General features: G+C 47.2%; 10 protein-coding genes. 5 read left to right on the top strand and 5 right to left on the bottom strand.

Annotated elements, in window-relative coordinates; translation table 11 throughout:
* Nucleotides 1–310: 310 nt before the first annotated feature.
* From D0T87_RS00420 to D0T87_RS00400, 5 genes are all read right to left on the bottom strand, one after another.
* Nucleotides 311–736, bottom strand: a complete 426-nt coding sequence (locus D0T87_RS00420) for a DUF5958 family protein (protein ID WP_163171738.1) — start codon at nucleotides 734–736, stop codon at nucleotides 311–313.
* 2 nt (nucleotides 737–738) lie between these two features.
* Nucleotides 739–1761, bottom strand: a complete 1023-nt coding sequence (locus D0T87_RS00415) for an RHS repeat-associated core domain-containing protein (protein ID WP_163171737.1) — start codon at nucleotides 1759–1761, stop codon at nucleotides 739–741.
* Complete coding sequence (locus D0T87_RS24435; protein ID WP_163171735.1) at nucleotides 1751–4699, bottom strand: DUF6443 domain-containing protein; 2949 nt, start codon at nucleotides 4697–4699, stop codon at nucleotides 1751–1753. Before D0T87_RS24435 ends, D0T87_RS00415 begins: the two co-directional genes overlap by 11 nt.
* A 13-nt stretch (nucleotides 4700–4712) precedes the next feature.
* Entirely contained in the window at nucleotides 4713–5636 is a 924-nt protein-coding gene (locus tag D0T87_RS00405; RefSeq protein WP_163171733.1) for a hypothetical protein, read from the bottom strand.
* A 116-nt stretch (nucleotides 5637–5752) separates the two neighbouring features.
* Nucleotides 5753–7204, bottom strand: a complete 1452-nt coding sequence (locus tag D0T87_RS00400) for a hypothetical protein (protein ID WP_163171731.1) — start codon at nucleotides 7202–7204, stop codon at nucleotides 5753–5755.
* Nucleotides 7205–7793: 589 nt separating this feature from the next.
* Between D0T87_RS00400 and D0T87_RS00390 the strand changes: the two genes are divergently transcribed.
* From D0T87_RS00390 to infB, 5 genes are all read left to right on the top strand, one after another.
* Nucleotides 7794–8675: an esterase family protein gene (locus D0T87_RS00390; RefSeq protein ID WP_163171727.1), complete on the top strand. Its 882-nt coding sequence runs from the start codon at nucleotides 7794–7796 to the stop codon at nucleotides 8673–8675.
* 16 nt (nucleotides 8676–8691) lie between these two features.
* A complete protein-coding gene (locus D0T87_RS00385; protein ID WP_163171725.1) occupies nucleotides 8692–11037 on the top strand; it encodes a glycoside hydrolase family 3 N-terminal domain-containing protein in 2346 nt (781 codons plus the stop codon).
* Nucleotides 11038–11683: 646 nt separating this feature from the next.
* Nucleotides 11684–12151: a ribosome assembly cofactor RimP gene (gene rimP / locus D0T87_RS00380; RefSeq protein WP_163171723.1), complete on the top strand. Its 468-nt coding sequence runs from the start codon at nucleotides 11684–11686 to the stop codon at nucleotides 12149–12151.
* 3 nt (nucleotides 12152–12154) lie between these two features.
* Entirely contained in the window at nucleotides 12155–13411 is a 1257-nt protein-coding gene (nusA, locus tag D0T87_RS00375; RefSeq protein WP_163171721.1) for a transcription termination factor NusA, read from the top strand.
* A 120-nt stretch (nucleotides 13412–13531) separates the two neighbouring features.
* Nucleotides 13532–16660 carry a translation initiation factor IF-2 gene (gene infB / locus D0T87_RS00370; protein WP_163171719.1) on the top strand — a complete coding sequence of 1043 codons (3129 nt, stop codon included), beginning with the start codon at nucleotides 13532–13534 and terminating at the stop codon, nucleotides 16658–16660.
* Nucleotides 16661–16784: the final 124 nt, after the last annotated feature.

Below are 16784 nucleotides of genomic sequence, written 5' to 3'. Positions count from 1 at the left end.
ACTGTTGCTGTGCCAAAAGGAACTCAGGGTTTGTGTCATATTTATAGTATGTATGTGTCAGTCTTCCCGCATGGTCGTACACGTATCTGTACGCCTGGGTTTGAGGAGATTTCCCTGTAGCCGAATGCACCAGTTTCCTTTTGATTGGTTGCCCGGCTTTGTATCACCCTCCCCTGTTGTCGTAATACACAGCTGAGTACAGATAATTTCCAACGATATATAAAAGAAACAGCTACCACATCTTGAAGTATGGTAGCTACTTAACGTTAAGAAGATTTGTAAACAAACTTACTTCCCAGTAGGACAGATATTATCTATTAAGAATTTTATCTACATTGTTTTTATCTGATAAATCCCAATACCACCATTTGTTGGTGTTCTCTTTCTCTTCTTCATAACGCCTTAAATACGCTATTTTAAATATTGAAAGAAAGAGTCTCAGAACTTTATTAAGCTCATCTTCTGGCAGTTTTGATATAGTAAGCAAATTGTGAGTAGCTACTCCTTTTTTTATCATGATACAAGGAGTATAGGTTGGTTTCAGTTTACTTTCTTCAATAGCTTTTGGTATATCACTATCAAAAGGTTTCGATTGGATAATAAAATACCCGATAAATAGCGATAGATACTCTCTCTTCTCGTCCAATGTGAGCTCGTTGAAACGCTTTAAAATGAGTTCAATAGCTATTACTTCTTGTGCATATTGATTGATTAACAATTCATCTATTTTTTCCATAATTATTTGTTTTTAGGATGAATGGGAATATAAGGTTTGCTTTTGTCTAATTTGTCAAAGACATCAATATTTCGCGGAGTATTGTCTATATTTGATTTAGCTCCAGGTAGTGAATTCTTTATTTTTTTCCATTCTTTATTTGTCATCCCTTCTATAACATAGTCCCAATCAGCAGGAGTGCCTTTAGCTACGTTAATCCCATTCTCTACTTTCCCAGGCACAGCTCGACTACCAACAACATTAATAGTTTTCCCTATTTTACTTGCAGCATTTTCAATCCTTTTTATATCAGAAAGAGAAATAAATTGTGTAACAGCTTTTCCTTTTCCTCCGGTTACTACATCAACTGCAACAGATACCGCTGCTACGCCAATCGTTTCTGCACTTGCTCCTGCAAACACTGCTGCACTAAGCTCAACAACAGAAGAAGCAGGCATTATCATAGCAGCAGTAGTATTAAAGGTTTCAACCCCTTCTGTAATGTTTTCTATTGTTTCCAATTGTTGATTATACCTTTCAGAAGTTTTTGCTCCAGCTTCTTCTGAACTTGTATCAATCTTGATAGAGAATAAGTCTTTTAAAAAATGTCCTAATTTAGTCCACATACCATCATCCTCCGGCTCCATCCCCGTCGGATCCACATACCTCATTGGATTATTCGCACAATACGCATACGGACTAATTCCATAATACTTCTCCGCCATTGGATCCATCGTCGTGAACCTGCCCAGTGCACCATCCATATACCTGGCCGAGTAATCATACAAGTCTATGTCATACGTTCTGTCCAGTTCCTTGCCATTATACTTGTAGGTTTGTAGTGTTTCGGCTGTTTGGTCAAATAATCCGCCGAAAGGGTAGTAATGGTTTACCTGCTCTACTGTTGAACCGTTTTGGTGCAATACTATACGATTGTTTCCTAAATGGTCCTTTAGGTAATAATGGTAGGTCGGTGTGGTTCCTACAAAAGTGATGTACCCCTCTTCTGTCAGAATTTTGTTGAGTATCCCGTTTTCATAGATCACTGTGCCGCAGTAGTCGGTAGATTTGTTTACTCCTGCACCTTGGTGGGTTACGNTCTTCTGTCAGAATTTTGTTGAGTATCCCGTTTTCATAGATCACTGTGCCGCAGTAGTCGGTAGATTTGTTTACTCCTGCACCTTGGTGGGTTACGTTACGTTTAATACCTGCAGCGTCATACGTATACTTAACTAGCCTACCAGTAGAGAGTTGAACCTTCCTAGGCAAATTTAAAATATTATATTGAATTCTGGTAATGTTTTTGTTATTATCTGTGACCATGTTGCCATTTCTGTCATAAGTAAATTCATTTCCGGTACTTTTGCTTTTGTCCATGAAATGGAAACTCTGGCTTACGGATGTTTCTGCAATAGCATCGTTGACATACTTCAATTGATTACCCATATACCCGAATGAAAGATCATCTATTAACTTATTTGACGAGCCGGTGTTTCCATAGCGTTTAAGCCCTTGCATGTTTCCATGTTTGTCATAGGCTGTTACTATTTCGGAGAATGACCGGTTAGAGTTGGCGGTAATGGTGGTTCCTTCGCCGTAATTGGCTTCTGATAACCGGCTTAGTTTATCGTAGATAAATTTGTAGCCGCGCATGGTGCTTTCTGTACCTGCTTTCCAGGTCATGGAGCTAATATTGCCATTGTAACAAGGCGTGCCATAGCCTGTGTTGTAATACAGGTTTTGGGTGAAGCGATTATTGGTAATCTCTTTGACCCAGCCGCGTATGTTGTAGGCGTAGACAGTTGGATCAATCGCGCTTCCGTGCTGTTTTTTGGTTTGCAGTCGCCCTAACTCATCATACTGTTGCTGTGCCAAAAGGAACTCAGGGTTTGTGTCATATTTATAGTATGTATGTGTCAGTCTTCCCGCATGGTCGTACACGTATCTGTACGCCTGGGCTTGAGGAGATTTCCCTGTAGCCGAATGTACCAACTTCCTTTTAGTAGGTTGCCCGATGTAATTGCAGGCGATATACTCCTCATCCAGTCCTCCCAAATGATTGGTTGCCCGGTTTTGTACCACTCTCCCTCTGTTGTCATAATACACTGCTGAGTATAGATAATTGCCAACGACGCCTTCCGAATTGGTTTGTGCGATGATGGTCCCTGTGGGTAGTCCTTTTTCTACGGATTCCTGGCGGGTATTATAATCGGTTAGGGTTATGTATGTTAAGGAAGTAGGTACGCTGTTCTTTCCAATAAATGCATAACTGTTGTAATAGTTCACACTCTGGATGGTTGGAAATATTAGTTCGGTGTCACTTAGTGCGTATCCTTTGTAACTGTTGGTTTCATTCTTCCATTCTGCCCGTACTAACTTTCCTTGCAACGGGTTGGCGAATACATCCATGAGGTTAATGCATGTTCCCATCAGGCAAGGCCGTCCCAGTCCATCGGCGATGGTGAATGTCCATTCGCTGGCTGTGCGTCTGTTGCCGTCTTGCGTAAAGATTAATCGGTCGGATTCGTCATAGATGTAATAGGTCCATTCTGCTCCGGGTAGTTTCTTGGCAATCAATCGCTTCCGGCTATCGTATTTGTACAGGTAGGCGTATTGTAACAAAGGGGTACTGGTGTTGCTATACCAAGTGGATTGCAGGTGGAAATTGTCCGAAGCCATGGGTGGAAGAACCATTTTTAGATTGTCCAGATCGTCGTAAATATAATACGTATCGTGCGGTATGGTCTGTCCGTCTTTATGTTCCAGTTTGCGGGTGAGCAACACGCGGTTCTGTTTGTCGGTGAATTCCATGGATACGTGACCATCCTCATCGCGTGTCCAGGTGACTTGAAGTTTGCCTGTAGCATAGTTCCCCATGTGGACGAGTTTCTGCGTGAGGTTTTGCGTACTTTCGTCGGTAGCGGTGTAATGAATACAGTTCAGGGTATCATTGCCTGCTGCGTTGGTCAGGTATTGGGTGTTTACTGTACGGCCTGCTTCGTGCCACTGGTTTCCGGGTCCATACTGCCTCTGTACACGATTAAGCGGAGAGGCTTCGTATTGGGGCATGGCATAGGGTTTGAGATCTCCGTCATAACTTGTCCGGGTTTTGCTTTTCAGCGTTTCGGGCGATACGGGATTTCCGTTCCCTGCGGCAACGACAGCCGGTAGCCAGGTGTTGGACTGACGCGAGAAGCCGTCGTATTCTTGCAGACTAACCAAATCGGCTTGTCCGCTGCCCGAAGCACCGGCTTTAACGGTTTGGGTAGACCGTCCTATGCCGTCGAAATATTGCATGGTCAGGTTGCCTGAGGTTTTGCTGCCGTTGTGCGAAACGAAGTGGGCTACGTAATTGTGTGCAAACCGGTTGAGCAACAAATCTGAATTACCACCAAGCTGGTTGTTGGGTTCGATGGATGCGTTGGCCCAGTTTACGGGCGAGGATTCCGAGTCGAAATAACATTCGGTCCAGTCCTTTACAGGCGTGCCGGTTGCTGTGCTGCGGATCGTGACCGTTGCAGCATAATCCGGTTCTGAGGCTGCATAGGTAGTAGCCGCAGCAGGCGAGGCAAGGGGTAGGATGGGATCAATCGGAATTGTTAGCCTTTGCTTTGTGATGATCAGGTAGTAAGAATCCGGGAGTAGATCATATTCGGAATCGCCTGGCATTTTAAGTATCGGCATACGGTTGGAGTCATGCAGTATAACACCGTACTCCCGGGCATTTTTACCCGATATCCCGGAACAAATAATTTCCAGCTTCATGGGCACATTCAGGTATATGTATATGCCATGCTGGTTGTTGCAGTAGCTGCGATCGGACCAGTACTTGAGTTGATGTGAATAAGTGGAGTTCGGCTCAATGCCTACTGCGAGCAGGCAATCGAACGGGCTTTCCTCGATAGGCAATTCTATTTGCTGTGCCCTTGTGGCTTGCCATCCGCAGAAGAGGCATGCCAACAGTAATAATATTATCTTTTTCATATATCTTATGCTTTTATTGGTTCGAATAATTGTAGTTGTATATATCTATGTATTTCTTCTGCCGTAGCTCTCCTTCTTCCATGTAAGACCCTGTCAGTCGGCCCAGCGGATCATACTCATAGTAGAGTGTCATGCCGTTTGGTCCGGTGAAAGCTGCCGGCCTCAGGTCGGGAGTGTACTTATATACGGTCACGGAAGCATCCGGAAGCTGTTCGTTCAGCCGTTCGTGTGCTCCTTTCAGGTTGTTGGTATATCCTTGGAGTAGTGTATTGACCCGGTTGTAGGTTGCATTCTCTATCATCATGGTCATGCACTGTCCGTTATATCCCCACAGGTATACATACTCCGTTCCCAGGTGGTTTACCCCCATTGGGTTTCCGTCTTTGTCGAAGTATTCTTCCGACAGAAGTTTTCCGCGTTCCATTGACTTACTGGAGAAGGGTGCAATGTAGTTGTCGCCCGACACCATATTATAATAAGCCGGCTCGTCGAAGTGGTTCCCTCCCCAGATGTCGGTATCGAAGTTTGTATACCGCCGTTTGATATACCCTTGCGAAGTTCCCTGATTGTCTAGTGTTTCTTCTATCACACACGAATAGCCTACGGTAGGTGAGTTCATATTTGTAATGGGCTTGTTGAATCCGTTTGTGGACTTCAGGTTGAGGCTGATATTGCCAGGCGCATTGTATGTGAGGTTGAAAACCGGCTTGTTCCTTAATATACCACTACTCGTTGAAGCGGATTTGTTTTCAGCGTAATAATACTTTTTGGTGTATAGTATACTGCCATCTTCGGATAGGGTTTTGATGGATGAGACACGCAGTCCTCCGGCGCTTCCATTCTCGTTGACTAGTTGATTGAAGGAAGGTGCAACCCGTTTGGAGTACTTGTGAAGCTCATACTCGAATTGTGTTTTGCCTTTTGTGGGGAATTCCATCTCCGTCAGGACTTCGGCTTGGGTGTTTATCAGGCTTGGCGATACCAGATCGAATGATGGTATGGCGGCCAGCTGAACGGTTCCGCCGTTATAATATCCCCACGAGTCTTCTTTGGCTATGCCGCTAACGGGTATTGTGTGGTATTATACCGGAAGCGATATTCCTTGGGTGTATAGTCTGTCGGAACTGGTGGTATTCTGTATTTGATGTATGCCACTCCGCCACCGGTTTGCCAATAGGTGTCTTCTATGTATGCGCCGGTTCTTTCAGTGATTAGCGATAGTTTCTTCCGGGTGTTGAATACATATTCGAAGTAATACGTCTTGCAGTTGTACAGGCTCAGGTTCGACTTGATCTCTATGGCATGCAGGTTGTGGTAACGGAATTTGTTTCTTGCCGACTCGCTTTGGCTTCCTTCCAGAAACAAGTGGAATTGATTGGCCGGGTTTTCGTACTGTGCAAATACTTCGTCTATGGCATTGCTTGAGTTGCCGTTATTTTCACCAGAGTTCCATTGCAGGAAGTAATCGCCAATATGTGTGGGCTCAAGATGGGCGGGGGCGTACTTCAAGGTTGCCGTTTCGTTTGGTGTTTGGATTTCTTTCAACATCACCGGGAAGTGGAGAAAGCCTGTAAGGGCATTCCGTCCGGCAACGATGGGTTGCGGCGTTGTTTCCATTCCGTACAATATTCTTTGCGATGGGGCATAATTCAACGTACAGGTTGGTCCCGAAGGCTCGTATACATAGTCTACCTTCCATCCTTCGGGCATGGTTACTCGCGTGAGATACCATGTGGTAGCCGTCAGATCGCTGTTGTAGCGGGCGTAGTAGGGTATGCTGTACTCTGTGGCGTTTACTCCTCCGAACTCGTACCGGCATCCGTCGGGCGTGACCAGCGTGAATTTGTTGAAGAACCGTTGGTTCTGCGACCGGGCACCCCATCCGTTGGTGAGGATGTTGGAACGCAGTTGCGAGAGGGATAGGAATCCGTCGCTTTCGTTGAACTCGACCCGGATGTCGTGGTCGGATACGACATCCCATTGTCCGTTTTCATTTAAGTAGAAGTTGCCGGAGTAACCGCCGAAGTTGAAAGAGAATTCATCGGCCGAAAGCTCGTAGTAGCCCGTGGGCTTCTGTATGTCTTGGGTTTTGACGGCAAACTGTTCGGGGGTGATGTTTTTCATCTTCGCGTAATTGGCGTAGTAGCCCGGGGCATGGCCGTCGGAGTGAAGTTTTTCATCGTACACTCCGCGTACGGTGCGGTTGATGCAGCCTCCTGTTAGTAAGCTCCAACCCAGTCCGAGGTGCCCTTCCTGGGTATTGGGGCGGACGGAAGCCAGGTGGTAGCTGACGGAGATAGGGAAACTGTATGGGCCGACTTTCATTTCGTGCAACGGCACCGAAATGTTGGGTACGCCGGTGAATAATCCTACAGGGGTGTTGCCGTAAATACCCAGTCCGGAGGCTTCGGGAGTGGGTATGTTCTGTAACGGCCTGGCCGATTGTCCGCGCAAAAGGCTGGTGGACAACAGCATGAAGCATAAGTAATATACTATTCTTTTCATATAAATGTTTTTTTATTAAGTTATCTGGTAAGGGGCGCGCTCCCTTCCGTTTGATGCAAAGGTACAACCGGCAGATTTGGGGGCAGGACGTTAGGGGGAGTTGGAGGGAGTTAGGGGGAATTAGAGGGAGATGCTGTTTTAATGCTCTGTTGTATAGGGTGTTACAGGGCATTGTATTTTATTCAATTAATAATTTATTAAAGCTGCGCATGCATGAAGAAGCCCTGGCTTCTTTCTTTAAACCCTCTTTAGAGGGTATTTCTTTGTTATCTATTAAAATAGATCCATTAACATTCTCATTACCATCTTCATCTACATTATCATTCTCATTATCGGGTTGTTTCGGTTGTTTTTCAACCCAATCGGTTGTTTTGGGCAATAGGGTATTCTGCCGATGCTACTAGCATTTCTTCCGTATGCCAGTACCATTTGCTCCGGATGCCAGTAGCATTGGTGACGTCACGTTATTGCCGGACGCTACAATCACGTAAGATTGTTTTGAATTATGCAGCTAAAACAGTATGTTTGTACTGCAAAATAAGTATAAAAAGGCGAAAGCCTTTACGTTGTTCCATAACTCGAAAATACCATGAAGAAGTACTACTTTCTCGCCCTCATCGCCCTCTTGTTGATCGCTGCGCCCGCCGCCGGCCAACGCGGAGCGCAAAGCAAAGTCGAAACCAAGAGCATCTTTAGCAAAGTGCTTAATGCCGATCGCGAATACACCATCTACCTGCCCAAAAGCTACGAGGCGGATAAAGACAGGAAATACCCCATTCTCTACCTGCTGCACGGAATGACCGACACCAGCATTAAGTGGTACGAGCGCGGACACCTCAAAGACGTTCTCGACCTGCTCACCGCCTCCGGCGAAGCCTGCGAAATGATTGTCGTTACCCCCTGTGCCGGAGGAAGCATAGAAAGCGATGCCTGGAACGGATACTTCGACATGCCCGGATGGCCGTACGAAACCTTCTTCTTCACCGAATTCCTGCCCTACATCGAATCCGCCTACCGCGTCATCGGAAGCAAGCAGACCCGCGCCGTGGCCGGATTGTCGATGGGTGGCGGCGGCTCTACCGCCTATGCGCAGAAACACCCCGACATGTTCTCGTCCGTATACGCCATGAGCGCCCTGATGAACCTTCCCCCGGAAAGGCCGGTCGATAAAAACGCCAAAGATAAACGCACGCTGTTGAACCTCTCGGTGATCGAGAACGACTGCGTTGCACACGTCAACAACGCCAACGAGAGCCGGAAAGAACAACTCCGCACCATCGCCTGGTTTGTTGATTGCGGCGACGACGACTTCCTGCTCGACCGGAACATCGAATTCACCCAAGCCATGCGCCGCGCCCAGATTCCCTGCGAGTTCCGCGTGCGCAACGGCGGGCATGGCTGGGAATATTGGAATCAGGCACTTTACACCTGCCTCCCCTTTGCGACACGTCATTTTAGCATAAACAAATAATCAAATCAACTAACCCATGAAGAAACCCTTTCTATCACTCGCCGTCGCCGCCCTTATGCTGGGCGCTTGCACGCAGCCAGCCACCCATGCGCCTCTCGCCATTCCGCAGGACAAGGACATGGAGCAAAAAATCGAATCCATCCTTCGCGGAATGACCCTCGAAGAGAAAGTGGGCCAAATGACCCAGCTCACCATCGACGTCGTAGGCAAAGGAACCAGCACGTTCCACACCATCATACCAATGGAGTTTGACGAGGCGCTGCTCGACACGGTGATCCGGAAATACAAAATCGGCTCCATTCTCAACACACCCGGCAGCACCCCGCAAACCCGCGAGGAGTGGACGTACATCATCTCTACCCTCCAGCAGGCAGCCATCCAGGAAACCGGAATACCCATCATATACGGTGTAGACCAAATCCACGGCACCACCTATACCCGCGGCGGAACGCTCTTCCCGCAAAACATCAATATGGGAGCCACCTTCAACCGTGCCCTGGCCCGCGAAGGCGGCGAGATCTCTGCCTACGAAACCCGGGCCGGAAACATTCCCTGGACCTTCGCCCCTGTCATCGACCTCGGACGTGATGCCCGCTGGCCCCGCATGTGGGAAACCTTCGGCGAAGACGTGTACCTGGTACAGGAAATGGGACGCGAAACCGTTGTCGGATTCCAGGGTGGAAACGGCGCAACGGTCGACAAGAACCACGTAGCCGCCTGCCTCAAACACTACATGGGCTACGGCGCACCCTTCTCCGGCAAAGACCGCACCCCATCCTACATCTCCGAACAAGACATGCGCGAACGCCACTTCGCCCCCTTCCTCGAAGCCATCCGCGCCGGAGCACTCTCCGTCATGGTCAACTCCGGTATGAACAACGGTATGCCCTTCCACGCCAACTACCAGTACATGACCCAGTGGCTGAAAGAAGACCTCAACTGGGACGGCGTGATCGTGACCGACTGGGCCGATATCAACAACCTCTACTCGCGCGATAAAATTGCCGCAACCAAGAAAGAAGCCATCAAAATCGCCATCAACGCCGGCGTCGATATGTCGATGGACCCCTACTCGTGGGACTTCTGCATACTGCTCAAGCAGCTCGTCGAAGAAGGCGAAGTGAAGACCTCTCGCATCGACGATGCCGTTCGCCGCGTGTTGCGCATGAAATTCCGCCTCGGATTGTTCGACAACCCTCATTGGGACATCGCCGAATACCCCGAGTTTGCCAGCCAGGCATACGCCCAGGCAGCCACCCGTGCCGCCGAAGAGTCGATGACCCTGCTTAAGAACCTCGACAACATCCTGCCGCTCGCCAAAGAAAAGCGTGTCCTAATCACCGGACCCAATGCGAATGCCATGCGTTGCCTGAACGGAGGTTGGTCGTACACCTGGCAAGGGCACCGTGCCGACGAATATGCCGGCGAGTACAACACCATCCTCGAAGCCTTCGCCAACAAAGCCGGAACCCAGCACATCGTCTACGAACCGGGCATAACCTACAAAGAACGCGGTGCATACTGGGAAGAAAACACCCCCGAAATAGCCAAAGCCGTTGCCGCCGCCCGCAGCGTAGACGTAGTCATTGCCTGCATCGGCGAGAACTCCTACTGCGAAACCCCGGGCAACCTCAACGACCTGACCTTATCCCGCAATCAAACCGAACTGGTGAAAGCCCTGGCCGCCACCGGCAAACCCATCGTTCTTGTCCTCAACGAAGGTCGTCCGCGCATCATCGACGAAATCGTGCCGCTCGCCAAAGCCATTGTGCACATCTACCTGCCTGGCAACTACGGTGGCGATGCACTGGCCAACGTAATCTACGGCGATGCCAATCCAAGCGGCAAGCTGCCCTATACCTATCCACGCTACGTCAACTCCCTCATCACCTACGACTACAAGCCCTGCGAAAACCAGGACCGCATGGAAGGTGCCTACGACTACGATGCCGTAGTGTCCGTACAATGGGCATTCGGCTATGGCTTGAGCTACACCACATTCCAATACAGCAACCTGACGGTAGACAAATCGTCCTTCACTGCAAATGATGAAATGACCTTCACCATCGATGTAAAGAACGTTGGCGCCGTAGCCGGTAAAGAAAGCGTCCTGTTATTCGTTAGCGACTTGGTAGCCTCCCTCACCCCGGATGTCCGCCGCCTTCGTGCTTTCGACAAGGTAGAACTCGCGCCCGGCGAAACCAAAACCGTTACACTGAAAGTGAAAGGAAGCGACCTGGCATTCGTAGGATATGACGGCAAATGGGTGCTCGAAGCCGGCGATTTCAATGTGCAGGTAGGCAGTCAAATGTTGAAACTGAATTGTCCGGTTGCGCATAAGTGGGAAACGGCGAATAGGTAAGATGTTATTTAACGTGAATTCGATATTAGAATTATCATTCTGAACTGTTTAGGGATCGTTATTTTGATCTGTTAGGGGTCGTTGTTCTAATACGTTAGGAATCGTCATTCTAATCTGTTTAGGGGACGTTATTCTGATCTGTTTAGGAATCGTCATTCTAATCTATCTGTAAGGCTGAAAGCCTGTTAGATTTAGCCTGGGGTCAGTGAGCATAGCGAACGCAGCCCCAGGACAGTGAACCACCGCAGGCAAGGAGTTCTGTAAGAACGGTATACAAGCCGAATGTCTTTATATATCGTGCTTTCAGCACTCCTCGTCGCAAATCTTTTAACCTGGGGCTGCACTCACTTCGTTCGCTGACCCCAGGCTAAATCTTACAGGCTTTCAGCCTTACAGATACACATCTTTGTACACCATGCACATTGTATACATCCACATCTTTTGCACTCCAATATATCAAACTTACGTAAATTTGGGCGTGCAATCCATACCTTTATATATAAAATAAATCCTTTATCCCTATATATTCCAAATATTTTATCCTAATAGTTTGTTTCTGAATGTATTATTTCCTATCTTTGCCGCCGAAATGGATGAAGGAGGAGGGGCGGCAGGCTCCTCTTTTTTATTCTTATACAGTTAGTCAATGATAGAAAAAAGTACAGTTAGTAAAATCGTTGAGGAATGGCTCGGCGGGAAAAACTATTTTTTGGTGGATGTAACTGTCAGCCCCGATGACAGGATTGTGGTAGAGATAGACCACGCAGAAGGCGTTTGGATCGAAGACTGCGTTGAACTAAGCCGCTACATTGAATCAAAACTAAACAGAGAAGAAGAAGACTATGAACTGGAAGTCGGTTCCGCCGGAATCGGACAACCATTCAAAGTGTTGCAGCAATACTACAACCACATCGACGAAGAAGTGGAAGTATTGACCAAAGCAGGCCGTAAACTAAGCGGTGTACTTAAAGACGTGAACGAAGCGGACTTCACTGTTGCAGTAGAAAAGAAAGTAAAAACCGAAGGTTCAAAACGCCCGAAACTCATGGCAGAAGACGAAACCTTCACCTATGATGAAGTAAAATACACTAAATATTTAATTAGTTTCAAGTAAATTATGGCCAAGAAAAAGGAAGTAATCAGTCTGATAGATACGTTTTCGGAATTTAAAGAACTGAAAAATATCGATAGAACCACGATGGTAAGTGTACTCGAAGAGTCGTTCCGTAGTGTAATCGCTAAGATGTTTGGCACTGATGAAAATTATGACGTGATCGTAAACCCCGACAAAGGAGACTTCGAAATCTGGCGTAACCGTGAGGTCGTGGCCGATGATGAACTGGAAGACCCCAACCTGCAAATCTCACTCACAGAAGCACAACAGATAGATGCTTCGTTCGAAGTGGGAGAAGAGGTGACCGACGAAGTGCACTTCGCAGACTTCGGACGCCGTGCCATCCTGAACCTCCGTCAGACATTGGCCTCAAAAATACTCGAACTTGAAAAAGACAGCATATATAATAAATATACCGATAAGGTAGGCACTATCGTTAGCGCGGAAGTGTACCAGATATGGAAAAAGGAAATGCTCCTCATTGACGATGAAGGCAACGAATTGTTACTGCCCAAAACAGAACAGATACCGAGCGACTTCTACCGTAAGGGAGAAACTGCACGTGCAGTAGTTGCCCGGGTAGACAACCGGAACAACAACCCTAAAATCATCCTGTCGCGTACATCGCCCGTATTCTTGCAGCGTTTATTTGAGATGGAAGTCCCCGAAATCAACGACGGACTGATCACCATTCGCAAGATTGCGCGTATCCCCGGCGAACGTGCCAAGATCGCAGTAGAATCCTACGACGACAGAATTGATCCGGTAGGAGCCTGTGTCGGAGTAAAAGGAAGCCGTATCCACGGTATCGTACGCGAGCTACGCAACGAAAACATCGACGTGATTAACTTCACATCCAACGTTTCGCTGTTTATCCAACGTGCGTTAAGCCCTGCCCGTGTATCTTCAATCCGTTTGAACGAAGAAGAACGCAAAGCAGAAGTATTCCTCAAACCCGAAGAAGTATCACTGGCCATCGGTAAAGGTGGTTTGAACATCAAGTTGGCAAGTATGCTGACCGAGTACACCATCGATGTATTCCGCGAACTGGATGAACAAGGAATGGACGAAGACATCTATCTGGATGAATTCAACGACGAAATTGACGAATGGGTAATCAATGCCATCAAGTCAATTGGTTTAGACACAGCGAAAGCTGTATTAAATGCACCTCGCGAGATGTTGATAGAAAAGACCGATTTGGAAGAGGAAACGATAGACGAGGTATTGCGAATATTGAAATCGGAGTTCGAAGAATAATTGAGAATTGAAAATTGAGAATTGAGAATGAACATATCATTTTCGACTCTCTAACCATAACCATACGGTAAAATATTAATTCTCAATTCTCCATTCTCAACTCTCAACTAAAATTTAAGTATGACGATTAGGTTAAACAAAGTTACAAGAGATTTAAACGTAGGAATATCGACGGTAGTCGAGTTTCTGCAAAAGAAAGGGCATGCTATCGAGGCAAACCCCAATACTAAAATTACAGAAGAACAATACGCTATACTTGTAAAAGAGTTCAGCACCGACAAAAATCTTAGACTTGAATCTGAGCGTTTCATACAGGAACGTCAAAATAAAGACCGCAACAAAGCATCTGTTGCGATTGATGGGTATGAAAGAGAGGTGGAGAAACCTAAAACAGACAATGTAATCAAGACTGAGGTTCCCGAGGAATCACGTCCGAAGTTCAAACCTGTAGGGAAGATTGATCTCGATGCGCTGAAGGGCCGTAAAGAAGCTGCTCCTGTGGCAGAGGTGAAACCAACACCTGCACCGGCACCTGCTCCAAAGCCAGAACCAGCACCCGCTCCGGAACCAACTCCGGCGCCTACACCTGTGGTAGAACAAAAACAAGAAGAAAAAGTAATAGAACCTGTGGTAGAGAAAGTGGTAGAACCCGTGGCTCAACCCGAGATTAAAGAAGAAGTTGTAGTAAAACCGGTAGAAAAAGAAGAAGTGGAAATAGTAGTAGAAGAGAAAAAACCGGAAGTTGAAACTCCAGCTCAACCTAAACCACAGCCTGTTAAGGAAGAAGCAGTGGAAGTGGAAGCGAAAGTAGCAGAAGAAGTACCCTCGGTGGTAGAGTCGAACAACAATAACGTAGAGGAAGATGATATCTTTAAAATACGTCCGACTGAGATTGTGTCTAAGATCAATGTAATTGGTCAGATCGACCTCGCTGCATTGAACCAGAACACCCGTCCGAAGAAAAAATCGAAAGAAGAAAAGCGTAAAGAACGCGAAGATAAAGATAAAGCCCGTCAGGATCAACGCAAGTTGATGAAAGAGGCCATCATCAAAGAAATCCGCAAGGAAGACAGTACGCTGAACAAGCAAGAATCGGCTGATAGTGCAAACAAGAAAAAACGTAGCCGTATCAACAATACAAAAGAAAAGGTTGATATTAACAATGCGTCAAACTTTGCACGTCCTGTTCCTAACAGCGAAAGAGGCAGAGGCGGAAATCAACAAGGCGGTGGACAAGGACAAAGACCGGGTGGTGGACAAGGACAAGGTCAAGGCCAGAGCCAAAACCAGAACAATAAACACCGTGGCAACAAAGACCGCTTCAAGAAACCGCTTGTTAAGCAGGAGGTTAGCGAAGAAGATGTTGCAAAACAAGTAAAAGAAACACTGGCTCGCCTCACCACAAAAGGAAAGAACAAAGGAGCGAAATACCGTAAGGAAAAACGTGAAACGGCATACAACCGTCAACAGGAGTTGGATGACCAGCAAAGCGCAGACAGCAAGGTATTGAAGATTACCGAATTCGTAACAGCCAACGAGTTGGCAACCATGATGAATATCTCTGTAAACCAGGTTATCGCAACCTGTATGAGCATCGGTATGATGGTATCCATCAACCAACGTCTGGATGCAGAAACTATCAACCTGGTAGCCGAAGAATTCGGATTCAAAACAGAATATGTAAGCGCCGAAGTATCCAACGCCATCATTGAAGAAGAAGATGCGCCGGAAGATCTGGTTCCACGTGCACCGATCGTAACCGTAATGGGACACGTTGACCACGGTAAAACATCCTTGCTCGACTATGTTCGTAAGGCGAACGTAATTGCCGGTGAAGCCGGAGGTATTACACAGCACATCGGAGCATACAACGTGAAGTTGGAAGATGGCAGACGCATCACATTCCTTGATACTCCGGGTCACGAAGCATTTACCGCGATGCGTGCCCGTGGTGCTAAAGCAACCGATATTGCGATTATTATTGCAGCAGCCGATGACGACATCATGCCTCAGACGAAAGAAGCGATCAATCATGCTACAGCGGCAGGTGTACCCATTGTCTTTGCAATCAATAAGATAGATAAGCCAACAGCAAACCCGGAAAAGATTAAAGAAGGACTTGCACAGATGAACTTCCTGGTAGAAGATTGGGGAGGTAAATACCAGTCTCAGGATATCTCCGCTAAAAAAGGTATAGGCGTTCACGAACTGTTAGAGAAAGTATTGCTTGAAGCAGAAATGCTTGATCTGAGAGCAAACCCGAACAGAAACGCCACAGGTTCGATCATTGAATCGACACTTGATAAAGGGCGTGGCTATGTAGCTACCGTACTCGTTGCCAATGGTACATTGAAGATGGGAGACATCGTACTGGCAGGAACACACTACGGACGTGTAAAAGCGATGTTCAACGAACGTAACCAACGCATTGAAAAGGCAGGGCCTTCGGAACCGGTATTGATACTTGGTTTGAATGGTGCGCCTACTGCGGGAGACACATTCCATGTGATCGATACGGAACAGGAAGCACGCGAAATCACCAATAAACGCGAACAATTGCAGCGCGAACAAGGTCTGCGTACGCAGAAGATCCTTACGCTCGACGAACTTGGACGCCGTATTGCACTGGGTAACTTTAAAGAACTTAATGTTATCGTTAAGGGTGACGTGGACGGTTCTATTGAGGCATTGAGCGACTCGTTGATCAAGCTATCTACAGAGCAGATTCAGGTGAATGTAATCCACAAAGGTGTGGGACAGATCTCAGAATCGGACGTTACACTGGCAGCCGCTTCGGATGCGATTATCATCGGATTCCAGGTACGCCCATCAAGTGCGGCACGCAAATATGCCGAACAAGAAGGGGTTGACGTTCGCTTGTACTCCGTAATCTACGCAGCTATCGAGGAAGTGAAAGCCGCAATGGAAGGTATGCTTGCTCCTGAGGTGAAAGAAGAAATCACAGCTACTATCGAAGTACGCGAAGTCTTCAATATCACCAAGGTGGGTACAGTGGCCGGAGCGATGGTGAAAGAGGGTAAGGTGAAACGCTCGGATAAAGCACGCCTCATCCGCGACGGTATCGTTATCCATACAGGTAATATCAATGCACTGAAACGCTTCAAAGACGATGTGAAAGAAGTGGCAACCAACTACGAATGTGGTATCAGTCTGGTGAACTACCACGATATCAAGGTGGGTGACTTCATTGAATCGTACGAAGAAATTGAAGTAAAACAAACCCTATAGCCCCAAGGCGCTGCATCCAAGTTTCGATGCTGACCCCGAGGCCGGGCACCCAAGTTTCGATGCCGAATGGAACTCTCCTCCTTTTTGAGGAGGAGTACCCGAAGGGGGAGGTGGTGGAAAGAAT

This window comes from Bacteroides sp. 51 (assembly GCF_010500965.1).
Lineage (GTDB): Bacteria > Bacteroidota > Bacteroidia > Bacteroidales > Bacteroidaceae > Bacteroides.
The sequence above is the reverse complement of the archived record's forward strand: the minus strand, read 5'-3'. Positions and strand labels throughout refer to the sequence as shown.